Consider the following 15,287-nt stretch of genomic DNA (forward strand, 5'->3'; position numbering starts at 1 on the left):
GAGCCCGCCGTGAAGGACCGCGACCTGTTCGAACGTGACGGATACCTGGTGGCCGACCTCTACTCGGAGGCGGAGGTGGCGCGGCTGAAGACGATGCTGTCCCGCCTCATCGACCCTCCGCTCCGCTCCCACCCCCGGCTGCACGTCCATGCCGCGTCCGGGACGCCCCTGCCCCACCTCGACCCCTTCAACCCGTACGCCGTGTGGAAGATCGTCAACACGCCGCTGGCCGGGGACGACTGGTACGCGCTCATCCACGACGAGCGGGTCCTGGACGTCGTGGGCGAGCTGCTGGGACCCGACATCAACTTCCACATGGGATTCGCCCGGCTGCGCCCGTCCCGTCTGAGTGCCGAGGAGGGCTGGCACCGTGACCTGGACACCGACCGGCACACCCGTCCCGAGCTGGTCACCGCACTCGTCTACCTCGACGACATGGACGCGGAGTCCGGCGCCACCCTGGTGTGGCCGGGCAGCCACCTCCGCCACGAGTCCGAGCCCGCGGCCGACGAGGTGGTGCCGGTCAGGGCCCGGCCGGGATCGGTGCTCTTCCTGCACTGCCTCACCGTGCACCGTGCCAGCAGCAACACGACGGACCGCCACCGGTCCATCCTGATCCACGAGTACAAGAGTGCGCGGACCGTGGAACTCACCCCCAACGACGCGGCCTTCGGCGATCTGCCGCTGCGCAGGGGCGGCAGGTCCCGGCCGGTCCGGTGAACCGGTACAGGCGAGCGCCCCGGCACGGGGCCGGGGCGCTCGTCGTCGTGCGGTCCTACGCGGACTGGGGCTGGAGGAAGCGGGCCAGCAGGTCGTCCAGACTCACCATGCCGGTGAGCCGTCCCGCCTCGTCCCGGACGACGGCCAGCGAGGCCCGGCGCCGGCGCAGCAGCTCGATCGCCTCGGCGACCGTGGCGTCCTCGGTCAGTTCGGGCACGGGGCGGGCCAGCTCACGGGCCGAGGCGGCACGTCCCTGGGCGCGCGCGACGAGGACGTCACGGGCGTGCACCGACCCCAGGACCGCCCCGTCCCGCAGGACCAGCAGCCGGGTGCGGTCGGTGTCGGCCGCCAGCCGGAGGATCTGTTCGGCGTCGGCGTCGCCGTCGACGGCGGAGATCCCGGAGGCGGGGACCCGCAGGTCGCGCACCGGGGTGTCCGGCTCGGTCAGCGAGCGGGTCAGCAGGTCGGAGTCGGTCTCGCTGATCAGGCCCAGCCGCTCGGACTCCTCCACCAGGTGGGTGAGCTGCTCGCGGTTGTGGACGGAGGTCAGCTCGTCCCGCGGGGTGACCCTGCACAGCCGTACCAGTGCGTTGCTGATCCTGTTGAGGACCCAGATCAGCGGGCGCACCGTCTTCACGACGCTCCGGAAGGGCGGGGAGAGCAGCATGGCGGAGCGCTCGGGGTGGGCGATGGCCCAGGACTTGGGCGCCATCTCGCCGAGCACCATGTGCAGGAAGACCACGACGATCATCGCCACGGCGAACGCCACGCCGTAACTGAGCGCGGTGGGGAGCCCCAGGTCGTGCAGCAGGGGATCCAGCTCGTGGGAGATCGCAGGCTTGGACACCGAACCGAGGCCCAGCGTGCACACCGTGATGCCGAGCTGGGCGCCGGCCAGCATCAGTGACAGCTCGCGCATGCCGGCCAGCGCGGCCTTGGCGCCGCGCCGGCCCTCGGCCACGGCCTTCTCCATGCGGTGCCGCTTGGCGGCGACCAGCGCGAACTCCGCCGCCACGAAGAACCCGCTGCCGATCAGCAGCAGCACGGTGACGAAGATCGCCATCGGGAAACTCATGCCTGCTCCTCCGGCCGGTCCGCCAGACGCTCGATACGGATGCGCTCCGGTACGTGCCGGTCGAGGGCGCGTACGTCGATGGCCGCGACCGCCCCGTGGGGCAGTGGCACCGTGAGCCGGTCGCCGATGGCCGGGAAGCGCCCGAGCCGGTCGATGATCAGGCCGGCCACGGTGTCGTAGTCCTCCTCGGCGGGCAGTTCGATCCCGGTGGTCTCCGCCACCTCGTCCAGGCGGCGCCCGGCGTCCACGATCCACCCGTCGCCGTCCGCGACGGCCACCTCGGTGACGGTGTCGGACTCGTCGGCGATGTCACCCACGAGCTCCTCGGCGATGTCCTCGTACGTGACGACCCCGGCGACGCCGCCGTGCTCGTCGAGGACGACGGCGAACTCGTCGTCGCGCTCCCGCATCCGCTCCACGGCACCCGGAAGCGGCAGGGTGTCCGGCAGGAGGAGCGCCCCGCGCGCCACCGCACCGGCGGTCGCGGTGGTGAGCCGGTCCGCGTGCAGCCCCATGAGCTCCCGGACGCCCAGCACACCCGCGACGTCGTCGGGGTGGTCGCCCAGCACCGGGTAGTTGGAGTGGCCGTGCCTGCCGATGAGCCCGATCGCCTCGGCGGCCGTGGCGTCCTTGCGGACGAACACCGCGTCGGCCCGGGGCACCATCACCGCGTGCAGGGTCCGCTCCGAGAACTCCAGTGCGTGGTCGACCAGTTCGGCCGTGCCGCGCGGAAGCTGGCCCTGCTCGTGGGACTCGCCGATCAGATGGCCGAGCTCCTCCAGGGTGGCACCGTGGTGCAGCTCCTCGACCGGCTCGATGCCGACCTTCCGCAGCAGCCTGTTCGCCGCCCCGTCGAAGATCCGCACCACCGGGCCGACGACCTTGAGATACGCCAGCGTGGAACCGGCGAGGGCCTTGGCCAGCCGCTCCGGCACGGCGATGGCCAGATTCTTCGGGGCCAGCTCGCCCAGCACCATCTGCACCACGGTGGCCAGGACGAACGCAAGCACCACGGAGATGCCGCTCACGGCGCCGTCGGTGATGCCCAGGCCCGACAGGGCGGGCCGAAGGAGCGCGGAGACGGACGGTTCGGCGATGAAGCCGACGACCAGACCGGTCACGGTGATACCGAGCTGGGCGCCCGACAGCATGAACGACAACCGCCCCAGCACGGTCAGCGCCCGGGCGGCCTTCCTGTCCCCGGCCTCGGCCTCCCGGGCGAGGGCGAGCCGGTCGGCGGAGACGTACGCGAACTCCTGGGCGACGAAGTAGCCGGTGCCCGCGGTCAGCACGAAGACGGACAGCACGCCCAGCCAGGCCTGCACGGCACTCATCCGACACCACCCCGCCGCGTGCCGTGCTCAGGAAGCTCTGGGCGGGGTGGTCGGGGACTGTATCCCGAAGGGTCCGTCGATCTGGCGGACAAGCGAGGGCTCCTCATCTAGGCGTGCTCACACACAACGATTCTGACCGAAATCACGTTCCAGGCCACCGAGCGCACCGGCCGGCGCCATGGGCGCGCTGGGCAACTTTATGCTTCTACTCCGCTGTAGAAGATGCCCGGTCCCGGTCGGCCCGTGAGCTCTCCTCCCGGACACGCTGCCGGGTTCCGGAAGCCCGGAGCTGTCGCACGGGCCGGTGCCGGCCCGATCACGGCAACGGGGCGCCCACTCGGACAAACGGTCGATATGCTGTCTTTCGACCGGGCGCGTCGCGTGTCCGGGGCACGTGAGGAGGACCGCCGCGATGGCCGGCAGTGAACTCGTCGGCCGGCACGCGGAGACGGCCCTGCTCGGCCGCGTCCTGCACCATGCCCGGAAGGGATCCGGAGGGTCGTCCGTCCTGCTGCGCGGTGAAGCCGGGATGGGCAAGACGGCGCTGCTGGAACTGGCCGGGACACTCGCCCGCGACAGCGGGTTCGCCGTCCTGCGGACGGTCGGGGCGGAGGCCGAGGCCGAAACCGCGTTCGGCGCGCTGCACCAGCTGCTGCACCCCCTGCTGGAACGCTCCACGGCCTTGTCGAACCCGCAGCGCGAGGCGCTGGAGAGCGTTCTGGGGCTGCGCTCCGGGCCGCCGGCCGGCGGGTTCCTGGTGGGCGCCGCCTCGATGGCCCTGCTGGCCGAGGCGGCCCGCGTCCGGCCCATGCTGATCGTCGTCGACGATCTGCACTGGATCGATTCCTCCAGCGCCGGGGTCCTCGCCTTCCTCCACCGCCGCATCGGTGAACTGCCGCTGGCCTTCGTCACCGCCACCCGGCCGGGGGCGGCGGCGGCCGAGGGCTGGCCCGCGCCACTCGCCGAGATCCACGCTCTCGCGCCCGAGGACGCCGGCGCGCTGCTGCGCAGCAGGCACCCCGGCCTGGCGGCGAGCACCTGCGACAGGGTTCTGTCGGAGGCGGCCGGCAACCCGCTGGCGCTGGTCGAACTCCCCGCGCAACTTGACGGCGACGTGCTCCGCGGGCTCGAGCCCCTGCCCGACCGCCTGCCGCTCGGACAGAGGCTGGAGCGTATGTTCGCCGACCGGCTGGAGGCGCTGTCGCCGGACGCGGCGCAGGTTCTCCTGCTGGCCGCCCTGGGCGGCGGGGCGTACGGCGCGTACCCGGCCGGGGAGGTGGCGGAGGACGTGAGGGAACGGGTCGAGGCCACGGGCCTGGCCCGCTCGGACCCCTCGGGGCGCTTCGTCTTCCGGCATCCGCTCGTGCGCAGCGCCGTGATCTCCCGGGCGTCGGAGGCTCGACGACGGCAGGCCCACCTCGCACTGGCGGCGCGGCTGCCGCACGACGAACCCAGACGGCTGGTCCACGAGGCCTCCGCCGCCGCACACCCCGACGAGGCACTCGCGGGGCGCCTGGAGCGGGCCGGACAGCGCATCGCCGCGCGGGGCGCCGACGCCGAGGGCGCCCTGCTGCTCGACCGGGCCGCGATGCTCAGTTCCGATCCCGCGGACCGCGCCCGCCGCATGACCTGGGCCGCCGTGACCGCCGCCCGCGGCGGCCGCCTCGCCCACACCGGCCGCCTCGTCGAAGAAGTACGCCGGGGCCCGGTGCCCGAGGACATCGCACCGCTCCTGGCCTACGCGGTCGTCTACGTCGACCAGAGCCACCGGATCGACTTCGAGTCCTCGTTCACGCTGCTCCCGGGCGCGCTCGACGCCCTCGCCGTGCCCGGCGCGGACTCCTTCGGCGGCCTGGCCGAGCAGGTGTTCTTCAAGCTGCTGCTCGCCGCCACGTACACGGACGACGCACGCGCCTGGCAGGCCCTGGACAAGCACCTGGACGACGTCTCGCCGCTGGCGAGGCTCTGCCACCGCGCCTGGTCCGACCCGGCCCGTACCGCACAGGGCGCCGCCGACGAACTCACGCTGCTCAGCCAGGGGCTGAACGAGGAACAGGAGGCCGGCGCCGCCTGGCTGCTGCTGTGGACCGCCACCGCCGTCGACGTCGCCGACAGCGGCCTGTGGCGGCGGTTCACCGGCCAGCACGCCTACGCCACCCAGGGTTCGGTCGCCAAGGCGAGGTACTACCAGGACTTCCTCCTCGGCCGCTGGGACGCCGCGGACGACTGCCTGCGTGAGGCCGAGGCGTCCGAGGGGCTCGGCTACCACTGCAACGCCCTGCTGTTCCGGCACCACTACGCGCACTTCCTCGCCGGACGGGGGGACGAGGAGGGGCTGAAGCGGATCGAAGCGCTGATCGGACCGGCCGCCCGCAGGGCCCGCATGCGGTTCGTCACCGACCACCTCGACCACCTGCGCGCCCTGGCCGCCCTCGCCCATGGACGGTACGAGGAGGCGTACTCCCGCATCGCCGAACTCACCCCGCCAGGGGTGCTGCCGGTCGGCCTTCCCTGGTTCCACCTGCCGTTCTTCGACTTCGTGGACGCCGCCGTGCACACCGGCCGGCGGGAGGAGGCGCAGCGGCACCTGGAGGCGGGGAGGGCAGCCCGGATGGCCGGGATCTCCGCCCATCACGCGTTCCTGCTGGCCGCGGCCGAGGCCCTGGCCGCTCCCGACGACGAGGCCGAGGAACGCTACCGCGAGGCGTGCGCCGTGCCGGGCGCGGAACGCTGGGTCTTCGAGACGGCCCGGCTGCGGCTCGCGCACGGTGCATGGCTGCGCAGACACCGCCGGGCCGGAGCCCGCGACGTCCTGCTGGAGGCCCGCCAGGTCTTCTCCGGACTGGGCGCCACACCCTGGGAGGAGCGGTGTGCGGCCGAACTGCGGGCGGACGGCCATCAGGTGGGCACCCGGGCCGAGGGCCGAGAGCAGCTCACCGGACAGGAGACGCGTATCGCCCGGCTCGCCGCCACCGGACTGACGAACAAGGACATCGGGCGGCAGCTCCACCTTTCCCCCCGTACCGTCGCCACCCACCTGTACAAGATCTATCCCAAGCTCGGGATCACCTCGCGGGCAGCCCTCGCGCAGGCCCTGCGCGAGGGCTGACGGCGCCCGGGACGGTCCTCCGGACCCGGCCACCCGGCACGGCGGCACCGCCGCGGGGTCAGCCGCGAGCGGCGCCGTCCTCCGGGTGTGCGGGAGCCGTCCTGCTCACCTGGGTGAGGGGTGTGTCGACCAGGTGCTCCGCCAGGAACCACGCCTGCGTCTCGCCGGTACGGATCACCTCGGAGACGATCATGTCGTTGGACCCGTCGTCCCCCTGCTCCGCGACCTTGCGTGCGGCGTCCCGGGCGTCACCGAGGATCGTCTCGTGCGCCTCCAGCAGCCGCGACAGCATCGCCGGAACCTCCTCGACGCCGTTCGGCGGGCGGGGGATCGAGGTGATCTCGGCGGCGTGGCGGGGGTCGCCGACGGCCACTCCGCCGAGGCTCTGCACCCGCTCCGCGAGAGCGTCCACGACGGCGAGCTGCGCGGTCGCGTGCTGGTCGAGCAGCAGGTGGAGCTGGTGGAAGGTGGCGCCCCTCATCAGCCAGTGGTGCTTCTTGTAGAGGCCGTACAGCATCTGCGTGTCCGCCAGGAGACGGTTCAGCCGCTGGCACGCGTACATCCGGGCGTCGTGCGACAGGGCGATCGGCAGCTGCTTGACCGTGCCGAAGTGCTGTATCTCCGCACCCCGTTGGTGCAGCAGGGGCTGGGCAGCGGCCGGTGCCGTGGTGGCGGACGGGGCCGGCGCGGCGGAAGCGGTGGTCATGAGGGTGGTGCTCCTGAGACTCGGTGTCGCACGCGGGAGCCGGGAAGCGCCCACCGCGTGGCGGGCGCGACGGCCCACCGACGACGCTAGGGCCGCCCCGGTCCCGGTCCTTGACCGTGGAGGACCGGTGCTGTTCCGACACTGCACGGAACGCCGGTGCGGCGGCCGGGCTCAGGAGAAGCCGCCGTGCAGGGCGACATGGAGCGTGTCCGTCATCTGGGTCCTGGCCGCCCGCGAGGCGTGGCTCTCCCGCAGGGCGCCGAACAGGACGAAGCCGTGGACCGTCCCCTGGTATCGCACCGACACCACCGGAACCCCGGCCTCCCGCATCCTCGCGGCGTACGCCTCGCCCTCGTCGCGTACGACGTCCGCCTCGGCGGTCACGACGAGTGCCGGGGGCAGTCCCGACAGCTCCTCGGCGGTGGCGCGCAGGGGCGAGGCCGCGCTCTCGGACCGCCTTCCGGGATCCGGTACGTAGGCTTCCCAGAAGCCGCTCATCGCGGCGCGGCCCAGGAAGAACCCCTCGGCGAAGAGCCCGTACGACGGTGTGTCCATGGCCGAGTCGGTGACCGGGCAGACCAGTACCTGGTGCCGGAACCGGATCCCGGCGCTGCGTCGGGCCAGCAGCGTCACCCCGGCGGCCAGATTGGCGCCCGCCGAGATCCCGGCCACGGCCATCCGCCCGCCGTCCAGCTGCCACTGGGCACCGTGGTCGGCGATCCACCCGGCGACCGCGAGCCCCTGTTCCACCGCCACCGGGTAGCGGGCTTCGGGGACCCGGTCGTACTCGGGCACGACGACGGCCGCGTCCACACCGAGCACCAGGTCGGCGAGCAGCAGCCGATGCGCGGTGGCACTTCCCAGCATCCAGCCGATCCCGTGCAGGTACAGCACCACCGGCAACGGCCCCGTCACCCCCGCCGGCCTGAGGACGCAGACCCTGATCCGCCGGCCCGCCGGCCCCGGCAGAGCCAGCCACTCCTCCGTCACGTCCGGGTGGCCCGCGGCGCCGTCCTGCCAGGCGGCGGCGGTGGCCCTGGCCCTCGCCACGTCGGATCCGACCCAGGCCGAAGGACAGCGGTTCCTCTCGGCGAAGGACCGCGCGAGGCGTTCCAGTACGAGCGGCGGTGCCAGGGGCTGACCCTGCCGTTCCATGGTGGACTCCTGCGCGTGGCGCGGCCGGGAGCGGGGGAGCGGAGCCCGCCGCGGCCACGCAGGCAAACACCCGGTGCCGGGAGCTTCCCGCTCCCGGCACCGGGGCACCACCCTAGGGCCGCCGAGAACGCCAGGGCACCGCCCGGCGCACCGGGACGTGCCGATCCGTGCACAGTTCGTCCGAGCCCGGCCCGGCACGCTGTCCGCCCTGCCACGCCGGTCAGTCAGATGACCTAACGACCGGGCGCTCCGGCCGGTCAGACTCGGGTGACCGTACGAGTGAGGAGACCCCTGTGCACCCCGACCCCGCCCGCGACGCCGGCACCGGCCGCCTGGCCGCCTGGCAGCGTGAAGTCGGGCTGCGGCTGGCCGCGGTGAAGGCGGGCCGCCGGCAGGACGGCCCCTTCGAGGCGTCGCTCACCGGCGTCCCGCTCGGGTACGTACGCCTGCTGTCGCTGGAGGCGGACCCCGTCCGGCTCAGCCGCACCCCCGGACTCGTCGAGAGCGCACCCGCCCGGGCGGTCGCGGTCGTCCTCCAGGAACACGGACACGCGGCCCTCACCCAGGACGGCCGCAGCACCGTGCTGGAACCGGGGCAGGCGGCCGTAGTCGACCTGCGGCGTCCCTTCTCGCTGGACGAGCGGGAACGATTCCGCCTCCGCGTCCTGCGCGTGCCGGATCATGCGCTCGACGTACCCGCGCACTCCGTCCGCGGAGTGACCGGGCGCGCCCTGTCCCCACGGGACGGAGTGCCCGCGCTCCTCGTCCCCCTCCTCGCCCGGCTCGCCGTCACGGCCGGCCGGATACCCCCCTCGGTCGCCGACGCCCTGGGCGGCAACACCACCGATCTGCTCGCCACCCTGGTGCACGACGCCTCCGACCCGGACGACGACGACCACGCGGGGGCCGCCCGCGACCGGCTGGTGCGGTCCGTGCTGCGCCACATCGACCGTCATCTCGGCGACCCGGACCTCGGCCCCGAGTCCATCGCCGCCGCCCACCGCATCTCCGTGCGCTACCTCCACCGCCTCTTCGAGGACGAGGCCGTCACGGTGAGCCGGCTCGTGCAGCGGCGCCGCGTCGAGGAATGCGCGAAGGAACTGGCCCGCCGGGGGAGCGTCAGCGCGACCGTCTCTGCTGTGTCCTCGCGCTGGGGGTTCCACAGCCCGGCGCACTTCAGCCGGGCCTTCAAGGCCCTGTACGGTCACCCGCCCGGCCGGTGGCGCGGTGCCGCACCGGCGACGACCGGCACCGTCCGGCCCTGAACCACGAGCAGCGGGCCGCGTGAGCGCCGCCGGCACACGGATCAGGACGGCCGGACGGGCGGGCCGGACCGGTCACGGGGAGAGATGCCGTACGCCGTGCGGAAACTCCGGCTGAAGTGGGCCGCGTTGCCGAAGCCCCAGCGCTTGCCCACCACCGCCACGGCCGGCCGTGGCGCCCCGCCCCGGCGGCCCAGCTCACGCAGGCACTCCTCCAGCCGGCGCTGCTGTATCCACCGGCTGACCGTGACTCCCTCACCGGCGAACAGTTTGTGCAGGTAGCGCACCGAGATGTGGTGACGGGCGGCGATGCTCTCGGGTGACAGACCCCGGTCGAAGAGGTTCTCGTTGACGTAGGCACGCAGCCGGGTCGTCAGCAGGTGCCGGTCGGACCCGGCGTCCGCGGGGAAGGTGCTGCGCGTCTCCCTCGCCAGGGTCGTGAACAGCCCCGCGGTGTCGGAGGCCAGCCGGTCGGCGGTCGGCCCCTGCCATGCGCGGCCCGGCGCGGCCAGGGACACCAGCAGCGGTTCGATCAGGGAGGCCGTGGGGCTGTCCGCCGGCCGGTGCACCCCGCGCAGGACCGCCGGGTCGACCGGACCCAGTACACGCAGAGGCAACCGGACCACGTGGAGGAGGAAGTCCTCCGTCTCCCGCAGGTCGAACGGGCCGTCGCACACCACCAGGTCCCCGGGACCGCACCGCCCGTCGCCCGCACCGCCTAGGACCGCCGCGCCACGTACGTGCACCAGCGCCGTGACGCCCGGCCCATCCCCGGGTACGGCCCGCAGAGCGAGTGCCGCGCCCCGGACCGTGGTGACGCGCAGCGGCCCGACCACGTGGCTGCGCACATCGGCGGGCCCGCCGCCCGGATCGATCCGCAGCCCGGCGAAGCCGTCGACCGCCTCTGTACCGACAGGCTCCGGACCGGCCGACCTCATGGGAACCCCTTCCTGCGACACGGGCTGTCACCCGATGCTGCGACAGCGGGTGGACGCAGGAGTACGTCGTTTGACTGACGGGTTCCGGCAGAGCCCGGCGAGCCGCTACCGGGCGTCCGATGCGGGGCCGCGGGCACCGCCGTCCGCCAGCGCCTCCAAGAGCGCGGCACGGGAGGTCACTCCGAGCTTCGGGAAGATCCGGTACAGGTGCGCCCCGACCGTACGGGGGGACACCCGGACACGATGCGCGATCTCCCGGTTGGTGAGTCCGCAGGCGGCCAGATCGGCGATGCGGCGTTCCTGCGCGGTCAGCCCCTGCCACGCCTCGCCCCGTCCCGCCGTCGGCGGGACGGCGCCACCGGCGGCGCTCAGCTCCCGGTCGGCCGCGGCCACCCACTGCACGGCACCGAGCCCGGCGAAGATCCGCCTCGCCTCCAGCAACGGGGACACGGCGTCCTTGCGCCGGCTCCGGCGACGCAGGTGACCGCCGTACGCCAAGTGCAGACGGGCATGGGTGAAGGGCCACAGCTCGGCACCGGGACGGGCCAGCGCCGCTCGGAACCGGGCGTCGTCCCGGGCGACGACGGCCGCCGCTGCGGACACGGTGAACGCGTGATGACCGGAGATCTCCGCGACCCCGGCGGCCACGGCCGCATCGACGTGGGCGCGTGCCTGCTCCTCACGTCCGGTGTGTACCGCCGCCTCCACCAGGTCCAGGAAGCTGTGCAGGAACCAGGGAACGCGGGCGGGCAGTGTGCCCGGCGGGGTCACCGCGGCCGCGTGGGCGTAGGCGTCCTCGTACCGCCCCGCCCCCAGGGCCAGCAGGGAGCGGTGGGCGTGCATCCCGTCCAGGAGGAAGCGCAGCCCCCGCTCCCTGGCCCAGGGCCCCAGCTGTTCGTGCAGGGAGTCCAGAGCATCGGCCTCGCCCCTGCCCGCCAGCACGAACCCGGCATGCAGGTGATGGGTCATCCGGTGGATGTCGAAGCCCCGTGCCGCCGACTCCCGGGCTCCCCGCTCGGCCGTGCGCAGCGCGCTCTCCCAGCGGCCCCTGATCACGTCGTCCCGGCAGGTGACCAGGTCGAGGAAGGAGCGGGTACCCCAGACGTGCTGCCTCTGCAGCCTCTGGAGCAGCTCAGGGTGTTCACCGATCACGTCGGCACCGACAGCCGTCCACAGGATCAGCCAGACGGACATGGCCTCCTGGTGGGGCGTCAGGGTGGCCAGCGCCGGCCGCAGCCGCTCGGCGGCGCCGTGCGCGGTGCGGGCGGGGTCCTTCCACACGTCGTAGCAGAGCGCGGCGAGCGGAGAGGCCTGGTGGATGTGCCGGTCCAGGTTCCCCCAGAGGGCGTCGTCCCCGGTGTAGACGGTGGTCAGGATCAGCAGGCAGAACAACGAGTCCCTCAGGCCGCCCGGTTCCTCCTGGGGGAGCGCTCCCAGGCCGTCCAGGATCTCGGACATGACCACGGCCGGGGCACGGTAGTCCGATCCCTCGTGCAGCTGGAAGAAGGCGATCGAGAACTGGTGGAGGACGGCGAGGTCCTCCGGCACCGGATGCCGCGCCACCTCGTCCAGGAGACGGCGGATGAAGTCCAGCGGAGCCGTCCCCCGGGTGGCGAGGGACGCGGCCATGATCCACCGCCGCACGGCACCCGACGGGCTTTCACTGAGCTCAGCCGCTCTGCCGTACAACCGGGCGGCCTCCACGTCGCCGCGCCGCTGCGCCATCTCCTCCGCGGCCCGTTCGAGGCACGACGCCGTCGCCTCGTCGGGGTCCACGGTCCCGGCCGACAGGTGAAGGGCGCGCTGCGGGTGGTCCGGGGGCAGCAGTGCGGCGATCCGCAGATGCGCCTTGCGTACCGCCGCCTTCGGTGCGAGTTCCACCACGCACGACGCGACCAGCGGATGGCGGAAGCGGAGCTCCGAGGTCGTGGGATCCACGACCGCCAGGCCGGAACCGGTGAGTTCCCTCAGCAGGGCGTCGTCGCCCGGCGGACGCGGCACGTGGCCCCGGGTACCCGGAAGGTCCGCCCCGCGCCAGGCCTCCCCGAGGGCCAGCCGCAGCAGCCGGTCCCGCGCCGGGGACGAGAGGCGAGCGATGCGTGTATCGAACATGCGCCCGAGGCGGGTGCCGACCGGAAGGTGGTCCGGCAGAGGCAGCACGCCCCGGCCGACATCGGGGTCCAGCTGGAGCGGCAGCTCGGTCAGCGCGAGCGGGTTGCCCCCGGCCTCGTGCAGGATGCGGTCACGCACCCCGGACTCCAGGCCGGGGCAGCGTGAGTCGACCAGGACGCCCGCCTCGCCGGGGCTGAGACACCCCACGTCGACGACCGTGCTGGTGGATCCGTCGAACCGTGCCTCCGCATCGCGCGTGGCAGCGAGCAGGACCACCGCCGTCCGTTCGATCCGCCGCTGCAGGAAGGCGAAGACCGCGGCACTCGTCTCGTCGGCCCACTGCAGGTCGTCGAGGACCACGAGCAGCGGCCGGCGGGCGGCCGTCCTGGCGAGCAGGCCGAGTGCGGCGTCGCCCAGGGCGAATCCGTCCGGAGGCGCTCCCTCACGCACGCCGAGCGCGCGCTCCAGCGCGTCCTGCTGAGCGGGGGGAAGGCCCGCGGACTCGTCCAGCAACGGCCACAGCACCTGGTGGAGCGCGGCGTAGGCCAGACCCGACTCGGCAGCCGCGCCGACCATGCGCAGCACCCTCGTGTCCGCGGCCCTGGCCCGGCGGACGGCCCATTCGAGCAGGCTGGTCTTGCCGATTCCGGGGTCACCGCGCAGCAGCACCGCGGCACCGGCCCCGGCGAGGGCGGCCGAGAGAACCGCACGCTCGGCCGAGCGTCCCAGCAGTTCCGGCCCGCCGTTCCCGTCACCGGGAAGGCCGTTCTCCCGCACACTCATGCTGTCCTCGCTCGTCGGGCCCGCAGTGCCGCCGTCGGAGGTAGCACGACCGAATCGCTTTCACGACCGAACCACCATTATCGGGCAGTGCCGGCGTCGTCGAGCACGGGTGGCACGACGACCGCGGCGCGGCCGGGCCCGAGGGGCCGGCCGCGCCGCGGTCCGTGTCCTGCGCGAGTGATCAGGCGGTCGTGGCCGTCACCGCGTCGACGATCAGCCCGGCGACCTCCTTCGGCCGGGAGACCGCGACGGCGTGCGAGGCTCCGTCCAGCTCGACCGTCGTCGCCCCGGCCCGCTCCGCGCCGAAGCGCTCGACGTCGGGGTTGATCGCCTGGTCGGCGCCCGCGACGAGAGCCCACGAGGGCTTGGTCCGCCACGCGGCCGCGGCGGCGGCCTCGGTGAACACCGTGGTCGACAGCGGCCGCTGAGAGACGGCGAGCACCTCGGTGACGTCGGCCGGGACGTCCGCGGCGAAGATCTCGGGGAACTTCTCGGCCGCGATGGTGACCTCGACGGCGGACTCCTCGCCCGCGACCGGGTACCCGCCCTCGCGCAGGTTGCTGACCAGGGGCGAGAGGGGGAAGCGGCCCTGGAGCTCGCCGAGGCTCTCGCCCTCGTCGGGGACGTAGGCCGCGACGTAGACGAGACCCACGACGTTCTCGGCGGTCCCCGCAACGGTGATGAGGGCGCCGCCGTAGGAGTGCCCGACCAGGACGACGGGTCCGTCGATCCTGGAGGCCACGGCCGCGATGTAGGCGGCGTCGGAGGCGAGCCCGCGCAACGGGTTCGCGGCGGCCACCACGGGGATGCCGCGGCTCCGGAGCTCGGTCACGACGCCGGACCAGCTGCTCGCGTCGGCGAAGGCTCCGTGGACGAGTACGACGGTGGGGGTGGTGGTCATCTCTCTGCCTGTCTCGGGTCGGTGTCTGTGTCGGAGCGGGACTGTCGTGGTCAGCTGCCGTGCAGGGCGGTGCGCAGCGTCTGGACGGCCATGGTGATCGCGGCCTCCGCGGCGTGGGTCCCCCGCAGGGCGTCGAGCATGACGAAGTCGTGGATGATGCCCTGGAAGCGCACGGCGGTGACGGGCACGCCGGCCTCACGCAGCTTGTCGGCGTAGGCCTCGCCCTCGTCGCGCAGCACGTCCGCCTCGCCGGTGATCACGAGAGCCGCGGGGAGACCGCTGAGCTGCTCGGTCGTCGCCCTCAGCGGCGAGGCGGTGATCTGCGCGCGCTCGGCCTCGTCGGTCGTGTACTGGTCCCAGAACCACTGCATGCCGTCACGACGGAGGAAGTAGCCGGTGGCGAACTGCCGGTACGAGCCGGTGTCGAAACTCGCGTCGGTCACCGGGTAGAACAGCACCTGGTGCTTGAGGGCCACGTCACCGCGCTGCTTGGCCATCAGCGTCAGAGCGGCGGTCATGTTGCCGCCCACCGAGTCGCCGGCCACGGCCAGCCGGGCACCGTCCAGCTGCTTGGTGGCACCGTCCTGGACGATCCACCGGGCGACGGCGTAGTTCTGCTCGACGGCCACGGGGTAGCGGGCCTCGGGCGAGAGGTCGTACTCGGGGAAGACCACGGCCGCGCCCGCGCCCACGGCGAGTTCGCGCACCAGGCGGTCGTGCGTGTGCGCGTTGCCGAACACCCATCCGGCGCCGTGGATGTAGAGGATCACCGGCAGCGTCCCCGTGGCGCCGGCCGGCTTCACGATGCGCGCCCGGACGTCGCCCGTCGGCCCGCCCTTGACCGTGATCCACTCCTCGTCGATCTCCGGCTTCGCCACGCCGTCGCCGGACTGGACCTCGTCCACCGCCTTACGGCCGTCCGCGGGGGCGAGTTCGAAGAGATAGGGCGGGTTCGCGGTCGCCTCGGCGAAAGCGGCAGCGGCCGGTTCCAGCACGGGGGAGGTGCGTGCGACGTCTTCAGGCATGAGCGGTACTCCTGCAATCCGTGAACCCGGCGCACGGTGCCGGGTCGTGCCGGATGCGTGCACCGGGGAATCAATGGGGTGTACAGGAAACGCTAGGGCGTGACGGCCGTGCTCCCTTGCCCGCGCACGCACGGATGTTGCCTGCCCGTGCACAGCACGCCGGAGGC

The 15,287-nt window shown here is 73.4% G+C and carries 11 protein-coding genes; 3 read left to right on the forward strand and 8 right to left on the reverse strand.

Annotated elements, in window-relative coordinates:
* Positions 1 to 9 precede the first annotated feature (9 nt).
* The gene (locus IA22_RS0119865; RefSeq protein ID WP_014157435.1) at positions 10 to 720 is read left to right on the forward strand and encodes a phytanoyl-CoA dioxygenase family protein; all 711 of its coding nucleotides are present in this window, start codon (positions 10 to 12) and stop codon (positions 718 to 720) included.
* 55 nt (positions 721 to 775) lie between these two features.
* Here the strand turns inward: IA22_RS0119865 and IA22_RS0119870 are convergent, their stop codons facing one another.
* Together IA22_RS0119870 and IA22_RS0119875 are read right to left on the reverse strand one after the other, a co-directional pair.
* Entirely contained in the window at positions 776 to 1,795 is a 1,020-nt protein-coding gene (locus IA22_RS0119870; RefSeq protein ID WP_030124334.1) for a hemolysin family protein, read from the reverse strand.
* Positions 1,792 to 3,129: a hemolysin family protein gene (locus IA22_RS0119875; protein ID WP_030124335.1), complete on the reverse strand. Its 1,338-nt coding sequence runs from the start codon at positions 3,127 to 3,129 to the stop codon at positions 1,792 to 1,794. The genes IA22_RS0119870 and IA22_RS0119875 overlap by 4 nt, the downstream gene beginning before the upstream one ends.
* Before the next feature lie 412 nt (positions 3,130 to 3,541).
* On the opposite strand from IA22_RS0119875, the gene IA22_RS0119880 reads away from it, so the two are divergent.
* Complete coding sequence (locus IA22_RS0119880) at positions 3,542 to 6,238, forward strand: helix-turn-helix transcriptional regulator (RefSeq protein ID WP_030124336.1); 2,697 nt, start codon at positions 3,542 to 3,544, stop codon at positions 6,236 to 6,238.
* Between the two features lie 58 nt (positions 6,239 to 6,296).
* On the opposite strand, the gene IA22_RS0119885 is transcribed toward IA22_RS0119880, so the two are convergent.
* Both IA22_RS0119885 and IA22_RS0119890 read right to left on the reverse strand, forming a co-directional pair.
* Complete coding sequence (locus IA22_RS0119885; protein WP_014157439.1) at positions 6,297 to 6,944, reverse strand: Dps family protein; 648 nt, start codon at positions 6,942 to 6,944, stop codon at positions 6,297 to 6,299.
* Positions 6,945 to 7,115: 171 nt separating this feature from the next.
* The gene (locus IA22_RS0119890; protein ID WP_030124337.1) at positions 7,116 to 8,099 is read right to left on the reverse strand and encodes an alpha/beta hydrolase; all 984 of its coding nucleotides are present in this window, start codon (positions 8,097 to 8,099) and stop codon (positions 7,116 to 7,118) included.
* 293 nt (positions 8,100 to 8,392) lie between these two features.
* Here IA22_RS0119890 and IA22_RS0119895 point away from each other — a divergent pair, with 293 nt between their 5' ends.
* The gene (locus IA22_RS0119895) at positions 8,393 to 9,364 is read left to right on the forward strand and encodes a helix-turn-helix domain-containing protein (RefSeq protein WP_030124338.1); all 972 of its coding nucleotides are present in this window, start codon (positions 8,393 to 8,395) and stop codon (positions 9,362 to 9,364) included.
* A gap of 41 nt (positions 9,365 to 9,405) precedes the next feature.
* Here the strand turns inward: IA22_RS0119895 and IA22_RS0119900 are convergent, their stop codons facing one another.
* The 4 genes from IA22_RS0119900 to IA22_RS0119915 form a co-directional block, all read right to left on the reverse strand.
* Complete coding sequence (locus IA22_RS0119900) at positions 9,406 to 10,299, reverse strand: helix-turn-helix domain-containing protein (RefSeq protein WP_030124339.1); 894 nt, start codon at positions 10,297 to 10,299, stop codon at positions 9,406 to 9,408.
* A gap of 105 nt (positions 10,300 to 10,404) precedes the next feature.
* Positions 10,405 to 13,194 (reverse strand): AAA family ATPase, encoded by a 2,790-nt coding sequence (locus IA22_RS0119905; RefSeq protein WP_030124340.1) that lies wholly within the window; start codon positions 13,192 to 13,194, stop codon positions 10,405 to 10,407.
* Positions 13,195 to 13,375: 181 nt separating this feature from the next.
* Complete coding sequence (locus IA22_RS0119910; RefSeq protein ID WP_015576334.1) at positions 13,376 to 14,095, reverse strand: alpha/beta fold hydrolase; 720 nt, start codon at positions 14,093 to 14,095, stop codon at positions 13,376 to 13,378.
* 50 nt (positions 14,096 to 14,145) lie between these two features.
* The gene (locus IA22_RS0119915) at positions 14,146 to 15,120 is read right to left on the reverse strand and encodes an alpha/beta hydrolase (protein ID WP_015576333.1); all 975 of its coding nucleotides are present in this window, start codon (positions 15,118 to 15,120) and stop codon (positions 14,146 to 14,148) included.
* Between the last annotated feature and the right edge of the window lie 167 nt (positions 15,121 to 15,287).

It is taken from the genome of Kitasatospora papulosa (genome assembly GCF_000717245.1).
Classification (GTDB): domain Bacteria; phylum Actinomycetota; class Actinomycetes; order Streptomycetales; family Streptomycetaceae; genus Streptomyces; species Streptomyces papulosus.

Excerpts from the sequence above, each read along its gene's own strand:
- IA22_RS0119910 (WP_015576334.1), bottom strand. The coding sequence starts at position 14,095 with ATGACCACCACCCCCACCGTCGTACTCGTCCACGGAGCCTTCGCCGAC.
- IA22_RS0119890 (WP_030124337.1), bottom strand. The coding sequence starts at position 8,099 with ATGGAACGGCAGGGTCAGCCCCTGGCACCGCCGCTCGTACTGGAACGC.
- IA22_RS0119900 (WP_030124339.1), bottom strand. The coding sequence starts at position 10,299 with ATGAGGTCGGCCGGTCCGGAGCCTGTCGGTACAGAGGCGGTCGACGGC.
- IA22_RS0119885 (WP_014157439.1), bottom strand. The coding sequence starts at position 6,944 with ATGACCACCGCTTCCGCCGCGCCGGCCCCGTCCGCCACCACGGCACCG.
- IA22_RS0119915 (WP_015576333.1), bottom strand. The coding sequence starts at position 15,120 with ATGCCTGAAGACGTCGCACGCACCTCCCCCGTGCTGGAACCGGCCGCT.
- IA22_RS0119875 (WP_030124335.1), bottom strand. The coding sequence starts at position 3,129 with ATGAGTGCCGTGCAGGCCTGGCTGGGCGTGCTGTCCGTCTTCGTGCTG.
- IA22_RS0119905 (WP_030124340.1), bottom strand. The coding sequence starts at position 13,194 with ATGAGTGTGCGGGAGAACGGCCTTCCCGGTGACGGGAACGGCGGGCCG.
- IA22_RS0119870 (WP_030124334.1), bottom strand. The coding sequence starts at position 1,795 with ATGAGTTTCCCGATGGCGATCTTCGTCACCGTGCTGCTGCTGATCGGC.
- IA22_RS0119880 (WP_030124336.1), top strand. The coding sequence starts at position 3,542 with ATGGCCGGCAGTGAACTCGTCGGCCGGCACGCGGAGACGGCCCTGCTC.